Genomic DNA, 17,525 nt, shown 5'->3' on the forward strand with positions numbered 1-17,525 from the left:
GTAAAAATGTTGTGCTAAGGAAATGAGTTGTTTATGCGAAACATGGTTGTGTTTCATGCTTATGGCCCTGTGTGGGTTGTGGTGTGGGATTCCATGTGAACAAACAATAGTCACACAGTGTGTGGGTGTTGGGTGGTTGTTGTGTTGTCTCGTCAAGGCATCGATGATCACTGTTTTTTGCTTTACTTTTTTCATTATTTTTTTGATGAATGATCAATGGATTATTTTTTGTTGGTTGTTTGTTTTTTTGCCAGTTTTGGTTGGGCTTTTCACGAAGCCTGGTTGGTCTTTTATTGGACTGATTTTTTGTGGAGAGTTTGATCCTGGCTCAGGACGAACGCTGGCGGCGTGCTTAACACATGCAAGTCGAACGGAAAGGCCCCTTCGGGGGTACTCGAGTGGCGAACGGGTGAGTAACACGTGGGTGATCTGCCTCGTACTCTGGGATAAGCCTGGGAAACTGGGTCTAATACTGGATAGGACCGCACTTTAGTGTGTGTGGTGGAAAGTTTTTTCGGTACGAGATGAGCCCGCGGCCTATCAGCTTGTTGGTGGGGTAATGGCCTACCAAGGCGTCGACGGGTAGCCGGCCTGAGAGGGTGGACGGCCACATTGGGACTGAGATACGGCCCAGACTCCTACGGGAGGCAGCAGTGGGGAATATTGCACAATGGGCGCAAGCCTGATGCAGCGACGCCGCGTGAGGGATGACGGCCTTCGGGTTGTAAACCTCTTTCGACAGGGACGAAGCTTTTGTGACGGTACCTGTATAAGAAGCACCGGCTAACTACGTGCCAGCAGCCGCGGTAATACGTAGGGTGCGAGCGTTGTCCGGAATTACTGGGCGTAAAGAGCTCGTAGGTGGTTTGTCGCGTCGTCTGTGAAATTCCGGGGCTTAACTCCGGGCGTGCAGGCGATACGGGCATAACTTGAGTGCTGTAGGGGAGACTGGAATTCCTGGTGTAGCGGTGGAATGCGCAGATATCAGGAGGAACACCGATGGCGAAGGCAGGTCTCTGGGCAGTAACTGACGCTGAGGAGCGAAAGCATGGGGAGCGAACAGGATTAGATACCCTGGTAGTCCATGCCGTAAACGGTGGGCGCTAGGTGTGAGGGTCTTCCACGACTTTCGTGCCGTAGCTAACGCATTAAGCGCCCCGCCTGGGGAGTACGGCCGCAAGGCTAAAACTCAAAGGAATTGACGGGGGCCCGCACAAGCGGCGGAGCATGTGGATTAATTCGATGCAACGCGAAGAACCTTACCTGGGCTTGACATATACAAGATCGGCGTAGAGATACGTTTTCCCTTGTGGTTTGTATACAGGTGGTGCATGGTTGTCGTCAGCTCGTGTCGTGAGATGTTGGGTTAAGTCCCGCAACGAGCGCAACCCTTGTCTTATGTTGCCAGCACGTTATGGTGGGGACTCATGAGAGACTGCCGGGGTTAACTCGGAGGAAGGTGGGGATGACGTCAAATCATCATGCCCCTTATGTCCAGGGCTTCACACATGCTACAATGGTCGGTACAACGCGTTGCGAGCCTGTGAGGGTGAGCGAATCGCTGAAAGCCGGCCTCAGTTCGGATTGGGGTCTGCAACTCGACCCCATGAAGTCGGAGTCGCTAGTAATCGCAGATCAGCAACGCTGCGGTGAATACGTTCCCGGGCCTTGTACACACCGCCCGTCACGTCATGAAAGTTGGTAACACCCGAAGCCCATGGCCCAACCAGTTTTCTGGGGGGAGTGGTCGAAGGTGGGATCGGCGATTGGGACGAAGTCGTAACAAGGTAGCCGTACCGGAAGGTGCGGCTGGATCACCTCCTTTCTAAGGAGTTTTATTTTTCCAGCATTCACTGGTTGGTGTTTGTTGTTGTTTATTTGTAAATCCGGGTGGAGCAAAGTTGTGTGTGATTGTGTGCTGCTAATCAGATGGTGGCTGTGCATGGTTGTGTGATGGTGTGTTGTTGTGTTGTGTTGGTTGTAGGATTGTTTGTTTGTTGTGTTGGCATGCTGTTGGGTGTCTGGGATGATGCACTGTTGTGTTGATTCTTGTGGCTGCTTTTGTGCTGGTGATGGCCTGTGTGGGTTGTTGTTGGTGTGGGGGTGGTTGTGTTGTGTGAGAACTGTATAGTGGACGCGAGTAATAATCTTTATTCTTTTTAGTTCTTGGTATTTTTTGTTTGCATATTTTGTGTGTGTTGTTTTTTAAGGGCACACGGTGGATGCCTTGGCATTATGAGCCGATGAAGGACGTGTAAGGCCGCGATAGGCCTCGGGGAGTTGCCAATAGAGCGTTGATCCGAGGGTGTCCGAATGGGGAAACCTGGCCATAGTTATGTGTGGTTACCCTTCAGTGAATTCATAGCTGTTGTGGGGGTTTACGCGGGGAAGTGAAACATCTCAGTACCCGTAGGAGAAGAAAACAATTGTGATTCCGTTAGTAGTGGCGAACGAACGTGGATGAGGCTAAACCATGTGCGTGTGATACCTGGCAGGGGTTGCGTGTGTGGTGTTGTGGGGTGTGTGCGTTAAAAAGGCTGCCATCTTTTTGCTGGTTTGTGCATGTGTTAGCGGAAGTGGTGTGGGAACGCCTGCCGTAGAAGGTGAGAGTCCTGTACGTGAAAGCATGTGTGCGCTGGTTGTGCATGTCCCCGAGTAGCAGCGGGCTCGTGGAATCTGCTGTGAATCTGCCGGGACCACCCGGTAAGCCTAAATACTTGTAATGACCGATAGCGGATTAGTACCGTGAGGGAATGGTGAAAAGTACCCCGGGAGGGGAGTGAAATAGTACCTGAAACCGTGTGCTTACAATCCGTCAGAGCCTCTTTTGTGGGGTGATGGCGTGCCTTTTGAAGAATGAGCCTGCGAGTCAGCGGCATGTCGCGAGGTTAACCTTTTGGTGGGTAGCCGTAGCGAAAGCGAATCCTAACGAGGGTGTTGTTAGTGGCATGTCCTGGACCCGAAGCGGGGTGATCTACCCATGGCCAGTGTGAAGCAGAGGTAAGACTTTGTGGAGGCGCGAACCCACTTAGGTTGAAAACTGAGGGGATGAGCTGTGGGTAGGGGTGAAAGGCCAATCAAACTCCGTGATAGCTGGTTCTCCCCGAAATGCATTTAGGTGCAGCGTTGCGTGTTTCTTGCTGGAGGTAGAGCTACTGGTTGGTTGAGCGGGACTACAATCTTAGCAATGTCAGCCAAACTCCGAATGCCGGTAATGTTATAGCGTGGCAGTGAGACTGCGGGGGATAAGCTCCGTTGGTCGAGAGGGAAACAGCCCAGATCGCCGGTTAAGGCCCCTAAGCGTGTACTAAGTGGAAAAGGATGTGGGATCGCGAAGACAGCCAGGAGGTTGGCTTAGAAGCAGCCATCCTTGAAAGAGTGCGTAATAGCTCACTGGTCGAGTGGTTCTGCGCCGACAATGTAGTGGGGCTCAAGTACACCGCCGAAGCCGCGGCAGTCAACATTTTTTGTTGGTTGGGTAGGGGAGCGTCGTGCATGTGGTGAAGCATTTGGGTGACCGGGTGTGGAGTGTGTGCGAGTGAGAATGCAGGCATGAGTAACGAATGAAAAGTGGAAAACTTTTCCGCCGGATGACTAAGGGTTCCTGGGTTAAGCTAATCTTCCCAGGGTGAGTCGGGACCTAAGGCGAGGCCGACAGGCGTAGTCGATGGATAACCAGTTGATATTCTGGTACCCGTGGTGATGCGACAAGTGGTGAATCAGTGGTACTAACCGCCCATTAATTGCATGTGTTCATACTTTGTGTGGGTGTGTGTGGTTGTGCGTGGGACCTTCGTTGGTAGTAGCCAAGTGATGGGGTGACGCAGTGAGGTAGCCGAGCCACTTATTGGATTGTGGTGTAAGCGTGTGGCCCGTGGCATAGGTAAATCCGTGCTGCATATAGGGTGAGGCGTGATGCGTAGACCTTTTTGGTTGATGTTGGTGATCCTGTACTGTCGAGAAAAGCCTCTAGCGAGTGTCATTATGGCCCGTACCCTAAACCGACACAGGTAGTCAGGTAGAGAATACTAAGGCGATCGGGTGAACTGTGGTTAAGGAACTCGGCAAAATGCCCCCGTAACTTCGGGAGAAGGGGGACCATTGTTGGTGACAGACTGATGGAGCTGACGGTGGTCGCAGAGAATAGAGGGAAGCGACTGTTTATTAAAAACACAGGTCCGTGCGAAAACGTGGAAGTTGATGTATACGGACTGACGCCTGCCCGGTGCTGGAAGGTTAAGAGGACCTGTTAGATCCCTTGTGGGGTCGAAGCGGAGAATTTAAGCCCCAGTAAACGGCGGTGGTAACTATAACCATCCTAAGGTAGCGAAATTCCTTGTCGGGTAAGTTCCGACCTGCACGAATGGCGTAACGACTTCCCTGCTGTCTCAACCACAGGCCCGGTGAAATTGCAGTACGAGTAAAGATGCTCGTTACGCGCGGCAGGACGAAAAGACCCCGGGACCTTCACTATAGCTTGGTATTGGTGTTTGGTTCGGTTTGTGTAGGATAGGTGGGAGACTGTGATACTGCGCCGCTAGGTGTGGTGGAGTCGCAAGTTGAAATACCACTCTGATCGGATTGAGCACCTTAACCTTGGCCCATGATCTGGGTTGGGGACAGTGCCTGGTGGGTAGTTTAACTGGGGCGGTTGCCTCCTAAAATGTAACGGAGGCGCCCAAAGGTTCCCTCAGCCTGGTTGGCAATCAGGTGGTGAGTGTAAGTGCACAAGGGAGCTTGACTGTGAGACTGACAGGTCGAGCAGGGACGAAAGTCGGGACTAGTGATCCGGCACCTACTTGTGGAAGTGGTGTCGCTCAACGGATAAAAGGTACCCCGGGGATAACAGGCTGATCTTCCCCAAGAGTCCATATCGACGGGATGGTTTGGCACCTCGATGTCGGCTCGTCGCATCCTGGGGCTGGAGTAGGTCCCAAGGGTTGGGCTGTTCGCCCATTAAAGCGGCACGCGAGCTGGGTTTAGAACGTCGTGAGACAGTTCGGTCTCTATCCGCCGTGCGCGTTGAAACTTGAAGAAGGCTGTCCCTAGTACGAGAGGACCGGGACGGACGTACCTCTAGTGTGCCAGTTGTCACGCCCGTGGCAGGGCTGGTTGGCTACGTACGGAAGGGATAACCGCTGAAAGCATCTAAGCGGGAAGCCTGTTTTAAGATGAGGTTTCTTTTGAGGTTCCCTCTAGACGAGGGGGTTGATAGGCCAGATCTGGAAGAGTGGTAACACTTGGAGGTGACTGGTACTAATTTACCGATAAACAACCACCTTATGTGGTGTGAATGTGTTGTGCCTGGAGCGTTTAAAAAGAAGAAGAGTTTTGTTGCTTGTGTTCACTGTGCAGTGTCTGACATGACACGTGTGTGTTGTGTTATATAGGATGTGTTGGTGGTTATAGCGTCGGGGGTACGCCCGGTCCCTTTCCGAACCCGGAAGCTAAGCCCGATTGCGCTGATGGTACTGCACCTGGGAGGGTGTGGGAGAGTAGGTCGCCGCCAACCAAAAAATTTGATAGAAGAGTGGTTATATAGGGTGTGTGTTGTGTAGGAGGATAAAATTTCTTCTATACTACACACCCTATTTCCGCATTTTAATAAAGGAATTTTATGGCTGATTCTCATTCCCGTGAAGGCCGCTCACAGCGCGGCTTTAAGTCTCGTGACGACCGCCGTCAAGGTGGTGAACGGGGACGCCGTGGTGAGAGCTCATGGGGGCGTAATGATCGTCATGAGGGAAATGACCGACGCGCTGGAAGCTCAAATGGCGGACGTCGAGAAGGCTATGGACGACGTCGGGATGAGAACGACCGTAAGTCAGGGCGCCCCTTTGACAGAGATCGCAGGGGGCGTTTTGATGATCGGGACAAACGAAGAAGCGATGACCGCCGCGATGATCGTCGGCAGGGTTCCCGTTGGGATGACGATAAGCGGGGGCCTCGTCGGGATGATCGTCGTAAGAGCTGGAATGATGAGCGCAATGGGGAGCGCCGCCGAGGCGGACGCCCAGAATATCGTCGTGGGGATGGAGAGCGTTCTGACCGACCACGTAATAATGATCGTGGTCGTGATGGGGAGCGCCGTCACTCACAACGCGGCGGAGCTGATCGGGATAAACAACAGCGTGGGCCAATTCGTCCAGGCTACCGCGAGGAACGTATTAATAACCGCGTGAATGAACCGGATTTGCCGGATGACATTGACGTGCGTGATCTGGATCCTATGGTGCTGCAAGATCTTAAGGTTTTAGCTAAAGATAATGCGAATGCAGTAGCTAAACACATGATTATGGCGGCTACATGGATGGCAGATGATGCGCAGCTCGCTTTGAAGCATGCACGTGCTGCCAAAGACCGTGCTGGCCGTATAGCGGTCGTCCGAGAGACATGTGGCATTGCTGCTTATCATGCGGGAGAGTGGAAAGAGGCTCTTGCTGAGCTACGTGCTGCGCGTCGTATGAGCGGAGGCCCTGGCCTCATCGCTGTTATGGCTGACTGCGAGAGGGGGCTGGGACGTCCAGAAAAGGCTATCGAGCTCGCTCGCGATGAGGATCCAGCATCCTTAGACCCGGAAACCCGGATTGAGCTTGCAATCGTAGTAGCAGGAGCCCGTCTAGATCTAGGGCAACCTGATTCTGCAGTAGTTATCTTGCAACGTGAGAACCCTGATGCTGCTGCAACCGGATTAGGTGCGGTGCGCTTGTCCTACGCGTATGCAGATGCGCTACTGGCTGCGGGACGAAAAGATGATGCTCGAGAGTGGTTTGCTATTGCAGAAAAGCAAGATGTGGATGGTTACACCGATGCAAGTGAACGTTTGCAGGAGTTCTCTTAATCCCTAATTATCTGCTTCTACCAACGTGAACTAAGCTGAAGAGTATGTCTTTACTCCAGCATCATGATGCTCTGTTCTTTGACCTCGACGGAACCGTCTGGGAAGGAGGCAGGGCATTGCCAATGGCGGTGGAGGCGTTTGAGAAGAATACGCTGCCCGTAGCGTTTATCACTAATAATGCGTCTCGTGGACCTAGTGCCGTGGCTGAGATGCTCCAGAAAATTGGCATCGCTGCTCGCCCCGAGGATGTGTTGACCTCAGCACAAGCAGCGATTGACCTTGCAGCGGAATACCTGCAGCCTGGCGATACAGTGTATGTGCTTGGAACAGACTCCTTTAAAGACTTAGCACGGAGTGCTGGTTATACAGTGGCAGTATCCGCTGATGAAAAGCCACGTGCTGTGTTTCACGGACATAACCCTGAAACTGGATGGGCAGAGCTTTCTGAGGCCGCAATGTCTATCCGGAACGGTGCTCGCTACTTTGCATCGAATTTAGACTCGACGCTACCGACGGAGCGCGGACTGTGCGTGGGAAATGGCTCAATGGTTGCGGCTATTGTCAATGCAACAGGCGTGCACCCTGTTTCTGCTGGAAAACCAGGCGCTGCGATGTTCAACGTGGCGGCTCAACGTTTGGGAGTCTCTGCGCCATTAGCTATTGGTGACCGCCTCAATACGGATATTGCGGGAGGCGTAGCTGCAGATATGGCGACGCTTCATGTAATGACTGGCGTGTCCCGGCATTGGGATCTGTTGCGGGCTATCCCTTGTGAACGGCCGACTTACCTAGGTCTAAATTTATCTGATTTATTTGCATCGCCTAATAAGCTTCTGCCTGGTAGTCAAGGTGATTTCCATGCTGAGTGGTGTGGCAATGATATTGAGTTAAGCGGAGGAACGTCGGCCGCAACGCCCATGGAAGCATTGCGTACGGTAGCCGGTATTGCTTGGGAACATGAGGCATGGACCGGAAAGCTGTTTACCCGTGGGGAACATGCTGAGCGCGTGCTCCTAGACTGGGAGTGATCAATCATGGAGACACCGAAACCCCATGATCCTCGTCTGCAGGGGGTAGATCCAGATGAGGTGAAGAGCGAATTAGAGAACATATTATCTGAGACCCCGACTGATCTCGCAGCAGAATCTGAACTTTTAGCTCGTGCGCATGAAGTCCTTCACAGCGCGCTTCAGTAATTTTTACCGTAGGAAGGTTTGACTGTAAGTGGCTTCTCGAAAACGCCTTGATGCTGAGTTGGTGCGCCGCAAGATTGCGCGTTCGCGTGAGCATGCTGTGGATATGATTCGTGGTGGACAGGTGTACGTCCAGGGGATACTCGCCACTAAGCCAGCAACGCAAGTGGAACCAGAAGTATCAATACGGGTTGAAGAATCCGCTATCGACGATTGGGCGTCTCGCGGTGCACATAAACTGCTTGGAGCTCTTGAGGCTTTCCAACCCAAAGGGTTAGTCGTTGAGGGGAAGAAAGCTTTGGACGCGGGGGCATCAACAGGAGGTTTTACCGATGTGCTTTTGCGTCGTAAAGCCTCTCAAGTTGTAGCGGTTGACGTAGGATACGGTCAGCTCATATGGCGTTTGCAAAATGATGATCGCGTTCTTGTTCTGGATCGTACAAATATACGAAACCTCGACATAGAAGCCACCCAGGGGCCATGTGATTTGATGGTTGGAGACCTCTCCTTCATCTCTCTCAAACTCACATTGCCAGCAATTGTAGAATGCCTTGCTGATGGTGCGGACTTAGTCCCCATGGTCAAACCCCAGTTTGAAGTAGGAAAGCAACGACTGGGCAGTGGCGGCGTAGTGCGTGATCCGCAGTTGAGAGAAGACGTGACGGTGGAAGTCGCCGAGTTTGCACAAAGCTTGGGGCTGAGCTTACTGGGCGCGGTGGCATCGCCGTTACCTGGCCCATCAGGAAATGTTGAATTCTTCTTATGGCTGAGAAAAGATGGCGGTAAGGCGGCTGCTAGCCCGGATACTCTCCGCGCAATGGTTCATAAAGCTGTTATGGAAGGACCTCAATGAATCTGCTTCATAGCCCTGAAAAACGCCTTATTTTGCTCGTGCCTCATACAGGCCGTGATTCTAATGTGGCCACGGCGGCTCTTGCTGCTGAGCTTCTCGACGACGCCGGGATTGCAGTTCGTATTCTGGTGCCTGAGTCAGACACCACGGTGTCCAGTCATCCAGTGCTTAGCCAATTTGAAAGAGTGACCCATTCCTTAGACGCAACAAATGGTGTAGAGCTTATTTTGGTTCTAGGGGGCGATGGAACCTTCTTGCGAGCGGCTGATCTGGCTCACGCGGCTGATCTGCCTGTTCTTGGGATTAATCTTGGACACGTTGGCTTTCTTGCTGAATGGGAGAAAGACTCGCTTGACGAGGCGGTGCACCGTGTTATGAAAGGTGACTATCGCGTCGAAGAACGAATGACGCTGGATGTTGAAGTGCGTGACCAAGAGGGAAATCTTTTAGAGCGGGGGTGGGCGCTTAATGAGGTCAGTATTGAAAACACCAATCGACGTGGTGTGCTTGATGCAACGCTAGAAGTAGATGAGCGTCCCGTGAGCTCTTTTGGATGCGATGGTGTGATTGTCTCGACTCCAACAGGGTCCACTGCCTACGCCTTCTCTGCTGGTGGCCCTGTTCTGTGGCCGGAACTTGACGCAATCGTGGTGGTGCCTAACAATGCGCATGCACTCTTTACTAAGCCTTTGGTTGTTAGTCCGCAGTCTTTGGTTGCCGTGGAATCCAAGCCACATTCTTTTCCTGCAATGGCGGTCATGGACGGTTTCCGATCAATCGCAATGCCACCGGGCGCGCGAACGGAAGCGCGCAAAGGACAACGTTCTGTTAAATGGGTGAGATTAGATAACCTGCCTTTTGCAGATCGTTTGGTATCTAAACTGCGACTTCCTGTTGAGGGATGGCGCGGGCCATCAAGTGCTCGGTTGTCGGAAAAGAATTGCTCTGATTCTTAAAAGATTCACCCCATATAGTAGAACGGGTGTTCGCATAATGTGGGGTGGTTGATGTACTATGTGAGCATGCTTGCAGACATTGCCATTGAAAATCTTGGCGCTATCCCTCACGCTTCGCTTGAGTTGAGCGGGGGGCTGACCGTCCTTACGGGTGAGACCGGCGCAGGTAAAACAATGGTTGTTACCGGCTTAAGACTGCTGACAGGTGGCCGTGCTGACGCGCAGCGCGTGCGTTCGGGGGCAGCGCGTGCCGCAGTAGAGGGGCGCTTTACCCTGGATGGTGTCAGTGGAGCTATCGCAGACCACGGTCGTGAGATTGTTTCCTCCGTTGGCGGGATTCTGGACGAAAATGGGGAAATCATTGCATCGCGCACTGTGAGCGCTCAGGGGCGCTCAAAAGCGTATTTAGGCGGTCGGGCTGTGCCTGCTGCGACCCTTTCGGATTTTTCTGTAGAACTCCTCACGATTCATGGGCAAAATGATCAGTTAAGGCTTCTTAATTCGGATCGGCAACGGGAGGCGTTGGACCGCTTTGACCCAGCGATATCTCCTTTGTTGAAGGAGTGCTCTCATGCTTTTAAAAACTGGCGGAAGCTCGATAAGGATTATCGGGAACGCCTCAAATCGCGGATGGAACTCGCTCAGGAGGTAGATCGCCTGGAGTTTGCCATCAAAGAGATTTCCGATATTGATCCGCAGCCGGGGGAAGATACTGAAATTCAATCCCTTATCCGCAGGTTGCAAGACGTAGACGAGCTGAGGGATCAGGCCACTACTGCGTTGGGAGCCATCGACGGCGCAGAAGCTCTTAGTGAGTTCGGAGGTTTTTCCGATAGCGACGGTGGCGCTGCCTCTGACCTCGTAGGACAGGCTTTTTCTGCAGTGCACAATAGCTCAGATCCGGTGTTAAGAGGAATCGCTGAGCAACTCGACCAAGTCACCACAATTCTTGCGGAGCTATCGGGGGAACTAGGAAAATACTTGGGTGAGCTGCCCATGGATGCAGACCAACTGGAGCAATCTCTCCAGCGTCAGCAAGCACTGAAATCTCTTACCCGTAAATACGCTCCTGATATTGAAGGGGTGCTGCGATGGCGGATGAAAGCTGAAGAAAAGTTGGAGTCTATTGACGTTTCGCCGGAGGCACTAGAGGAACTTAAACGTTCAGTGTCTCGTGCAGCCAAGAAACTCGATGCCGTTAATAAAAAACTTTCTCAAGCTAGAGCTAAAGCAGCTAAAAAGCTGAGCCTTAAAGTCACAGAGGAGATACAAGGGTTGGCTATGCCCAAGGCTGTTTTCTCGGTGGATATTCAGCGTTCTGAGCCTAGCGCGCATGGAATGGACTCGATTGAGTTTCGATTAGCTCCGAATTCCCACGCTGAGCCCCGGCCACTTGCGTCCTCTGCATCCGGCGGAGAGTTGTCCCGCGTAATGTTGGCATTGGAGGTGATTCTTTCTGCGGGATCGAGGGGTACAACTCTTGTTTTCGATGAGGTCGATGCCGGCGTGGGAGGTCGTGCGGCCGTAGAGATCGGACGTCGATTAGCAAGGCTTGCGCAATGGAATCAGGTTATCGTGGTTACCCACCTAGCTCAGGTAGCCGCTTATGCAGATACACACTTACATGTAGCTAAAAACGTAGGCGACACTTCTGTCGCCTCGGGGGTTGAAGATCTTAGCGATGAGCGTCGGGTGGAAGAACTCTCTCGTATGCTTGCAGGTTTGGAAGACACCGAAAGCGGTCGGGCGCATGCTACAGAATTATTGGATAAGGCTCGGTCGGAGATCAAGGAGTGGCGGACCTAAAGAGAAATAAGTGTAAGAAAAGATCGTATTTCTTCCCTTATTCTTTGATAATCTTCCGCGCGCCTCACCAGGTTGAGCAGTTTTCATTGGACAATGCAACCCATGAGTCTGTTCTCTCGATCCGCTGACCTTCCGGGCCTTCATGCAGTGACACGCGACTGCTCGTCGCGAGGAAAAGGCTTTAGACGTCTGAGTAAAGGGGACATCGCAGTCATTGATGCCCCGGATATTTCTCGTCCTTTGGCCCAAGAGCTGATAGAAGCGAAACCTGCAGCTGTTGTGAACACAGGGCAGTTTTCTACTGGAGTTATTCCGAATTTCGGGCCGCAGATGCTGCTTGATGCTGGGATTCTCCTCGTCGAAGGTGTCGGCGTAGATATCTGGACAACTCTTAAAGACGGAAAGAAAGCTCGGCTAACACAAGAAGGCCAGCTTTTTTATGGCGAAAAGCTCATCGCTTCAGGATCTGTCCTTGACGAGGCACGTGCAGAGGCACAATTTGTTGATGCACAGCAGTCTCTCGTGGAGCGGATGGAAGCATATTTTGGCAACACCATTCAATTTATTCATGCTGAAGCTCCGTTGCTCATTGACGGATTAGGGGTGCCAGACACCGGGGCAAATTTGCGCGGCAAGAAAGTTCTTGTAGTAAGTCCTGGACCGCAGCACCGTGGACAGGTTAAAAATCTACGTAACTTTATCCGTGAGTATGAGCCAGTGTTGATCGGTGTTGACTCTGCGGCAGATACGCTCGTGGAGCTTGGATATAAACCTGACTATATAGTCGGAGATCCTTCAGGCGTGGGGGCAGAAGCCTTAAGAAGCGGTGCGCGTGTCATACTGCCGGCTGAGCCGGATGGGCATGCCTTGGGTCTGGAACGTATCCAAGATTTAGGCATCGGTGCGATGACTTTCCCTACCTCGGTAGATACTGCTACTGATCTGGCACTTTTGCTTGCAGACTTCCACGGTGCGGACTTGATTGTTAATTGTGGGGCGCATTTTGACCTGGAATCTATTTTCTCTGAGCGCACGTACGCTACGCCAGCTGCGCTCCTTACGCGAGTAAAGATTGGCGCGCGACTTGTAGACTCCGAGGCTATCGAGAAGCTTTACACAGTCCGCTCTGGTGGAAGTATTGCTTGGCTGTGGGCGATCCTCGGGATTTTGGTGGCTATTGCTGTAGTTGTTGTTATTGCAGGCACAGCCGGTGACGGGAGTTTTACGCAGAACCTCATTGATACGTGGAATAACATTGCCTTGGCTTTCCAAGGGTTGTTCAAATAGCTCTTAGGAGGAAAGCAGAATATGGCACGAAAATCTGGTCATTCGGCGGCGGTTACCGCAGGTCTTGCCTTCGGCTTAGCTATAGGGCTGGGTTTGGGTACCTATGTCTTATCCCCGAATTTGTCGGGCGGAAGTAGTCACCAGCGGCTCACCTTGGAAAAGGAACGTAATGAGGCTCGTGAGCGCGCGGATATTCAAGCAGCACAAGCAAGTAGTGCAGATCACTTTGTGGACAAACTAGCAGCGTCGGTCTTGCCTGACACGCTTAAGGAACGTCCTATTCTTATGATTCGGACTGCTGATTCTTCGGACGAGGATGCGAAGGCTCTAAGCGAGGATCTTAAGAGAGCTGGTGCGATTAATTCCGGAACCATCTCATTGACTGAAAAGTTTTTTGCGCAGGATGGAGCGGATGGCCTAAAAAATATCGTTTCTACTGTTTTGCCAGCTGGCGCCCAATTATCCACAGACAAACTTGACCCGGGCACGCATGCTGGTGAGGTGCTAGGAAGCGCTTTGACGCTGAACCCGCAGGACGCTAAAGAACAAGCGACTCGTGATGAGCGAAGCTTGGTTCTCAATGCGCTGAGGGAGGGCGGTTACCTTTCCTATGAAGAAGGCACGATTTTACCTGCTCAAGCTGTTGTTGTTCTCGGTGGAGATAGTGACGGTGTCGGAGCGGATTTCACGGTGAAAAACCAAGTGTCTTTTGTAGAAGCACTTGATTCGCGTGGTTCCGGTGTTGTGTTTGCAGGTCGGATTCATATGGCGGCAGACAGCGGAGCATTAGGGAAATTGCGTGCTAATAAAAAGGCTGCCTCTCAGGTTTCTTCAGTAGATTCTATTGATCGTTCCTGGGGAAAAATCGCTACCGTTCTAGCTCTTAAAGAGCAGCTTTCCGGTGGTGCCGGGGCCTATGGTGCTGCAGGAAACGCTGATGCTACGGCACCAGCGCCGAGTGAGGACAAACAATAAGCATTGTTGTCGCGCGTAGCAGTCTGCACCCCGATACGCGCGAATGCTATTAAAGTTGAGCATTATGACTCACCGTTTTACTGTTACCAGCTCTGAGTTGCTTATCGACGCCCCGATTCTGGCGGTTCGTCGGGATGCCGTCACTATGCCTAATGACTCCAGTGCCCATCGTGAGATTGTTGAGCACTTTGGAGCAGTCGCGGTTGTTGCTGTTCAAGATCAAAATATTGCGATGGTGAAGCAATATCGTCATAGCGTTGGGCGACGGTTGTGGGAACTTCCCGCTGGTTTGCTCGACGTTGCAGATGAACCGCCCCTTGACGCAGCACAGCGTGAGTTGATGGAAGAAGCCGGCCTTGTGGCGGCTGATTGGGAAATCTTAGTTGACCTAGTCACGAGCCCCGGGTTTTGTGACGAGGCAGTTCGTGTGTACCTTGCCCGAGACTTAGCGCATGTGGAACGGCCCGAAGCTCAGGATGAAGAAGCTGACATGGCTTTGGAGTGGGTACCACTCGCAGAGGCCGTCAATATGGTTTTTGCCGGGGATATTGTTAATTCGATCGCGGTCTCGGGGATTTTAGCCCTGCATGCACAGCGCACAGCCCCCCGGATTCTTAGAGACCCAGATCAGCCTTTTGATCTTCGTCCTACTCGGTTAGCTGAACGCAGAAAAGGCGCTGTTAAAAATCGCGACCTGAAAACTTCTTCATGACGTCCCCTAAGACAGCCGCTGATCGTTGGTTAACGCATTTAGCCATCGAACGAGGAGTTAGCTCTAACACCCTGAGCAACTATCGACGCGACGTGCAGCGGTATCTTGATTGGATCGCACATCGCGGCATCGACGATTTGAGCGCTGTGACCTCGCGGGATATTGAGTCCTATGTTCTTGATCTACGGCGAGGAGACCCGGATACGGGTAAGCCGCCTTTGGCTGCTTCGTCGACAGGCCGTGCGCTTATAGTTGCGCGGGGGCTTCATAAATTTGCATTGATGGAGGGGCTGATACCCGTTGATGTAGCGGGCGAGGTTTCTCCTCCATCGACTGGGCGCCATCTGCCGGACACCCTGTCAATCGCAGAAGTCGATGAGCTTATCGCTGCAATTCCTACGGACGATGTAGCTACCCCTGAGGATCTACGCGATGCAGCATTGATCGAGCTGCTCTACGGCACTGGTGCTCGTATATCAGAAATCATGAATCTTACAGTGGATGAAGTGATGGCGCTGGAAGAGACAGAGGGCATGTTGCGGATTGTAGGAAAAGGGGACAAACATCGTATCGTTCCTGTTGGCTCGATGGCGCAAAAAGCGTTACGACGCTACCTCGTACGGTCGCGGCCACAGCTGGCAAAAGGAAAGAGCCACGCGCTCTTTTTGAATAAACGCGGTGGGGCCTTATCTAGGCAAAGTGCGTGGCAAATACTTAAGAATTCTGCTCGGAGAGCTGGGATACAAAAAGATATTTCGCCTCATACTTTACGCCACAGCTATGCATCGCATCTTCTTGAAGGTGGCGCGGATGTGCGTGTTGTGCAAGAACTTTTGGGGCACTCATCCGTTACCACCACGCAAATTTATACGCATGTGACGGCAGATAATTTGCGTGTTGTATGGACGCAGTCGCATCCCAGGGCTTAAGTTGGCTTTCTTTAGTCAAGGGTTTTGGCTTGAATTTCTGGAATGCTCCCAGGTTGATCGGCGCGTCTTGCGGGGATTACACAAGAACTTTCTTCAGGCGGTTAATATCAACAGTGTAGTTTAGGTTGTAGTCTCGCCGAGGATGATAAGGCCCGACTGACGTTGGGACATATGGTGGGGTGAACGGGAAGTAAGAGTCGTCGACTGTCAAGGAAGTGGAATAGACATGAGTGATTCGGGACTGTTCGATACATCAGACTCGAAAATGGGACTCACTGGGCGTCCGCTCCAAAAGTTCCCCGATCCCACGCCTTTGGAAAAGCATGGACCCGCCAAGATTATTTCCATGTGTAACCAAAAAGGCGGAGTGGGTAAAACTACTTCCACGATCAACTTGGGTGCTTGTCTGGCTGAATTAGGGCGAAAAGTTCTACTCGTAGACCTTGACCCACAGGGGGCCTTATCTGCAGGATTGAGTATTCCGTATGAGGAACTAGACATTACGGTTTATAACCTGCTGGTAGACAAACATACCTCGATTCACCAGGCGATTCATCATACATCTATTCCAGGCCTTGACTTAGTTCCGGCGAATATTGACCTGTCCGCGGCGGAGATTCAACTTGTTAATGAGGTTGGCCGGGAACAAACGCTAGCTCGTGCTTTGCGCCCTGTGATGAAGGATTATGACTACATCATTTTGGATTGCCAGCCGTCTTTGGGGCTTCTGACAGTTAACGCTTTGACCTGTTCCCATGGCGTGATTATTCCCATGGAATGCGAGTATTTCTCGTTGCGCGGGCTGGCTTTGCTTACCGATACTGTGGACAAAGTACGCGACCGCCTTAACTTTAACCTGGACATCGTGGGCATCTTGGTCACGATGTTTGATCGGCGCACCACGCATGCTCGCGAGGTAATGTCACGGGTCGTGGAAGTTTTCGATGATCGGGTCTTTGACACCGTGATTACTCGAACAGTCCGGTTCCCAGAGACCTCTGTGGCCGGTGAACCCATCATCACCTGGGCCCCGAACTCACAAGGGGCTCATCAGTACCGGCAACTTGCCCGTGAAGTCATCGAGCGCACTAACTAGAACTTAGAACGTGGCAACATCACGTATCCCGGATAATCAACCAGAAATTACTGGTTTTAGGATTGTCCTCAACAATTTTGAAGGCCCCTTTGATCTTCTTCTGCAACTGATCAGTGCCAAGAAGATGGATGTGACTGACGTTGCATTATCTAAGGTGACGGATGAGTTTGTTGCATACACCCGCCAACTCGGAGAATACTCTGAGCTTGATGAGGTCACTGAGTTTTTGGTGGTTGCGGCCACGCTGTTAGATCTAAAGGCCGCTCGTCTTCTTCCTAGAGGCGAGATGGAGAGTGAAGAAGACCTAGCACTCTTGGAATCCCGTGATCTTCTTTTTGCGCGATTGTTGCAGTACCAGGCGTATAAGCAAGTCGCCGATATTTTTGCGTCATGGCAGCGAGATGCACGTCGTAGATTCCCGCGAGCAGTTGCTATGGAGGAACAGTTTGCTAGTTTACTGCCACCGGTAGTTCTGGGACATACTCCTGAGACTTTTAGCGAGCTTGCTGCGAGTGTTTTTAGACCTAAACCGCCAGAAGCCGTTGCCACAGGGCACATTCATCAAGTAGCTGTCTCTGTGCCTGAACAAGCAGGAAAAATTCTGAACATGCTGCGTTTAGCGGGTAAAAATGAATGGGTTTCTTTTCTTACTTTGACGCAAGATTGCACAGCTTCAATGCATATAGTGGGAAGATTCTTAGCTCTTTTAGAGCTTTATAAAGCCCAAGCAGTGAGTGTTGTACAAGAGGAATCCTTAGCTGAATTGTCAGTGGCATGGACTGGACTTGAAGTGGATCCGGCGGTAGTTGCGTCAAGTAACTGGGAATAATTGTTGAGGAACAAGCCAAGTTTTTTAGTGTGCATTTAAAGGCGTAAG

Annotated in this window: 12 protein-coding genes and 3 rRNA genes; all 15 read left to right on the top strand. The window is 51.9% G+C overall.

The features are described from left to right. Positions 1 to 305 precede the first annotated feature (305 nt). The 15 genes from CULFRC11_RS05130 to CULFRC11_RS05195 all read left to right on the top strand — a co-directional run bounded on the left by CULFRC11_RS05130 (position 306) and on the right by CULFRC11_RS05195 (position 17,477). Positions 306 to 1,825, top strand: a 16S ribosomal RNA gene (locus CULFRC11_RS05130). Positions 1,826 to 2,195: 370 nt separating this feature from the next. Next, positions 2,196 to 5,281 (top strand): 23S ribosomal RNA (locus CULFRC11_RS05135). 114 nt (positions 5,282 to 5,395) lie between these two features. Then, positions 5,396 to 5,512 (top strand): 5S ribosomal RNA (gene rrf, locus CULFRC11_RS05140). The 16S, 23S and 5S rRNA genes sit together here, the layout of an rRNA operon. 105 nt (positions 5,513 to 5,617) lie before the next feature. Next, positions 5,618 to 6,841, top strand: a complete 1,224-nt coding sequence (locus CULFRC11_RS05145; RefSeq protein WP_023635622.1) for a hypothetical protein — start codon at positions 5,618 to 5,620, stop codon at positions 6,839 to 6,841. Between the two features lie 44 nt (positions 6,842 to 6,885). Continuing rightward, positions 6,886 to 7,869 carry an HAD-IIA family hydrolase gene (locus CULFRC11_RS05150; RefSeq protein ID WP_023635623.1) on the top strand — a complete coding sequence of 328 codons (984 nt, stop codon included), beginning with the start codon at positions 6,886 to 6,888 and terminating at the stop codon, positions 7,867 to 7,869. 6 nt (positions 7,870 to 7,875) lie between these two features. After that, complete coding sequence (locus tag CULFRC11_RS11275; protein WP_023635624.1) at positions 7,876 to 8,037, top strand: hypothetical protein; 162 nt, start codon at positions 7,876 to 7,878, stop codon at positions 8,035 to 8,037. A 28-nt stretch (positions 8,038 to 8,065) separates the two neighbouring features. Next, positions 8,066 to 8,887: a TlyA family RNA methyltransferase gene (locus CULFRC11_RS05155; protein ID WP_023635625.1), complete on the top strand. Its 822-nt coding sequence runs from the start codon at positions 8,066 to 8,068 to the stop codon at positions 8,885 to 8,887. Continuing rightward, complete coding sequence (locus CULFRC11_RS05160) at positions 8,884 to 9,843, top strand: NAD kinase (protein ID WP_023635626.1); 960 nt, start codon at positions 8,884 to 8,886, stop codon at positions 9,841 to 9,843. Before CULFRC11_RS05155 ends, CULFRC11_RS05160 begins: the two co-directional genes overlap by 4 nt. Before the next feature lie 66 nt (positions 9,844 to 9,909). Beyond that, the gene (gene recN / locus CULFRC11_RS05165; protein WP_038620970.1) at positions 9,910 to 11,649 is read left to right on the top strand and encodes a DNA repair protein RecN; all 1,740 of its coding nucleotides are present in this window, start codon (positions 9,910 to 9,912) and stop codon (positions 11,647 to 11,649) included. Between the two features lie 93 nt (positions 11,650 to 11,742). Then, entirely contained in the window at positions 11,743 to 12,936 is a 1,194-nt protein-coding gene (gene steA, locus CULFRC11_RS05170) for a putative cytokinetic ring protein SteA (protein ID WP_023635627.1), read from the top strand. A gap of 21 nt (positions 12,937 to 12,957) precedes the next feature. Beyond that, complete coding sequence (locus CULFRC11_RS05175; RefSeq protein ID WP_023635628.1) at positions 12,958 to 13,911, top strand: copper transporter; 954 nt, start codon at positions 12,958 to 12,960, stop codon at positions 13,909 to 13,911. A gap of 43 nt (positions 13,912 to 13,954) precedes the next feature. Beyond that, a complete protein-coding gene (locus tag CULFRC11_RS05180) occupies positions 13,955 to 14,623 on the top strand; it encodes an NUDIX domain-containing protein (protein ID WP_023635629.1) in 669 nt (222 codons plus the stop codon). After that, positions 14,620 to 15,552, top strand: coding sequence for a site-specific tyrosine recombinase XerD (gene xerD, locus CULFRC11_RS05185; RefSeq protein ID WP_023635630.1), 933 nt, complete (start codon positions 14,620 to 14,622; stop codon positions 15,550 to 15,552). Before CULFRC11_RS05180 ends, xerD begins: the two co-directional genes overlap by 4 nt. 226 nt (positions 15,553 to 15,778) lie before the next feature. Further along, positions 15,779 to 16,648: a ParA family protein gene (locus tag CULFRC11_RS05190; protein ID WP_023635631.1), complete on the top strand. Its 870-nt coding sequence runs from the start codon at positions 15,779 to 15,781 to the stop codon at positions 16,646 to 16,648. Between the two features lie 10 nt (positions 16,649 to 16,658). Next, a complete protein-coding gene (locus CULFRC11_RS05195; RefSeq protein ID WP_023635632.1) occupies positions 16,659 to 17,477 on the top strand; it encodes a segregation and condensation protein A in 819 nt (272 codons plus the stop codon). Positions 17,478 to 17,525 lie beyond the last annotated feature (48 nt).

This window comes from Corynebacterium ulcerans (assembly GCF_000767685.1).
GTDB lineage: Bacteria > Actinomycetota > Actinomycetes > Mycobacteriales > Mycobacteriaceae > Corynebacterium > Corynebacterium ulcerans.

Excerpts from the sequence above, each read along its gene's own strand:
- CULFRC11_RS05145 (WP_023635622.1), top strand. The coding sequence starts at position 5,618 with ATGGCTGATTCTCATTCCCGTGAAGGCCGCTCACAGCGCGGCTTTAAG.
- CULFRC11_RS05150 (WP_023635623.1), top strand. The coding sequence starts at position 6,886 with ATGTCTTTACTCCAGCATCATGATGCTCTGTTCTTTGACCTCGACGGA.
- CULFRC11_RS11275 (WP_023635624.1), top strand. The coding sequence starts at position 7,876 with ATGGAGACACCGAAACCCCATGATCCTCGTCTGCAGGGGGTAGATCCA.
- CULFRC11_RS05160 (WP_023635626.1), top strand. The coding sequence starts at position 8,884 with ATGAATCTGCTTCATAGCCCTGAAAAACGCCTTATTTTGCTCGTGCCT.
- recN (WP_038620970.1), top strand. The coding sequence starts at position 9,910 with ATGCTTGCAGACATTGCCATTGAAAATCTTGGCGCTATCCCTCACGCT.
- steA (WP_023635627.1), top strand. The coding sequence starts at position 11,743 with ATGCAACCCATGAGTCTGTTCTCTCGATCCGCTGACCTTCCGGGCCTT.
- CULFRC11_RS05175 (WP_023635628.1), top strand. The coding sequence starts at position 12,958 with ATGGCACGAAAATCTGGTCATTCGGCGGCGGTTACCGCAGGTCTTGCC.
- CULFRC11_RS05180 (WP_023635629.1), top strand. The coding sequence starts at position 13,955 with ATGCTATTAAAGTTGAGCATTATGACTCACCGTTTTACTGTTACCAGC.
- xerD (WP_023635630.1), top strand. The coding sequence starts at position 14,620 with ATGACGTCCCCTAAGACAGCCGCTGATCGTTGGTTAACGCATTTAGCC.
- CULFRC11_RS05190 (WP_023635631.1), top strand. The coding sequence starts at position 15,779 with ATGAGTGATTCGGGACTGTTCGATACATCAGACTCGAAAATGGGACTC.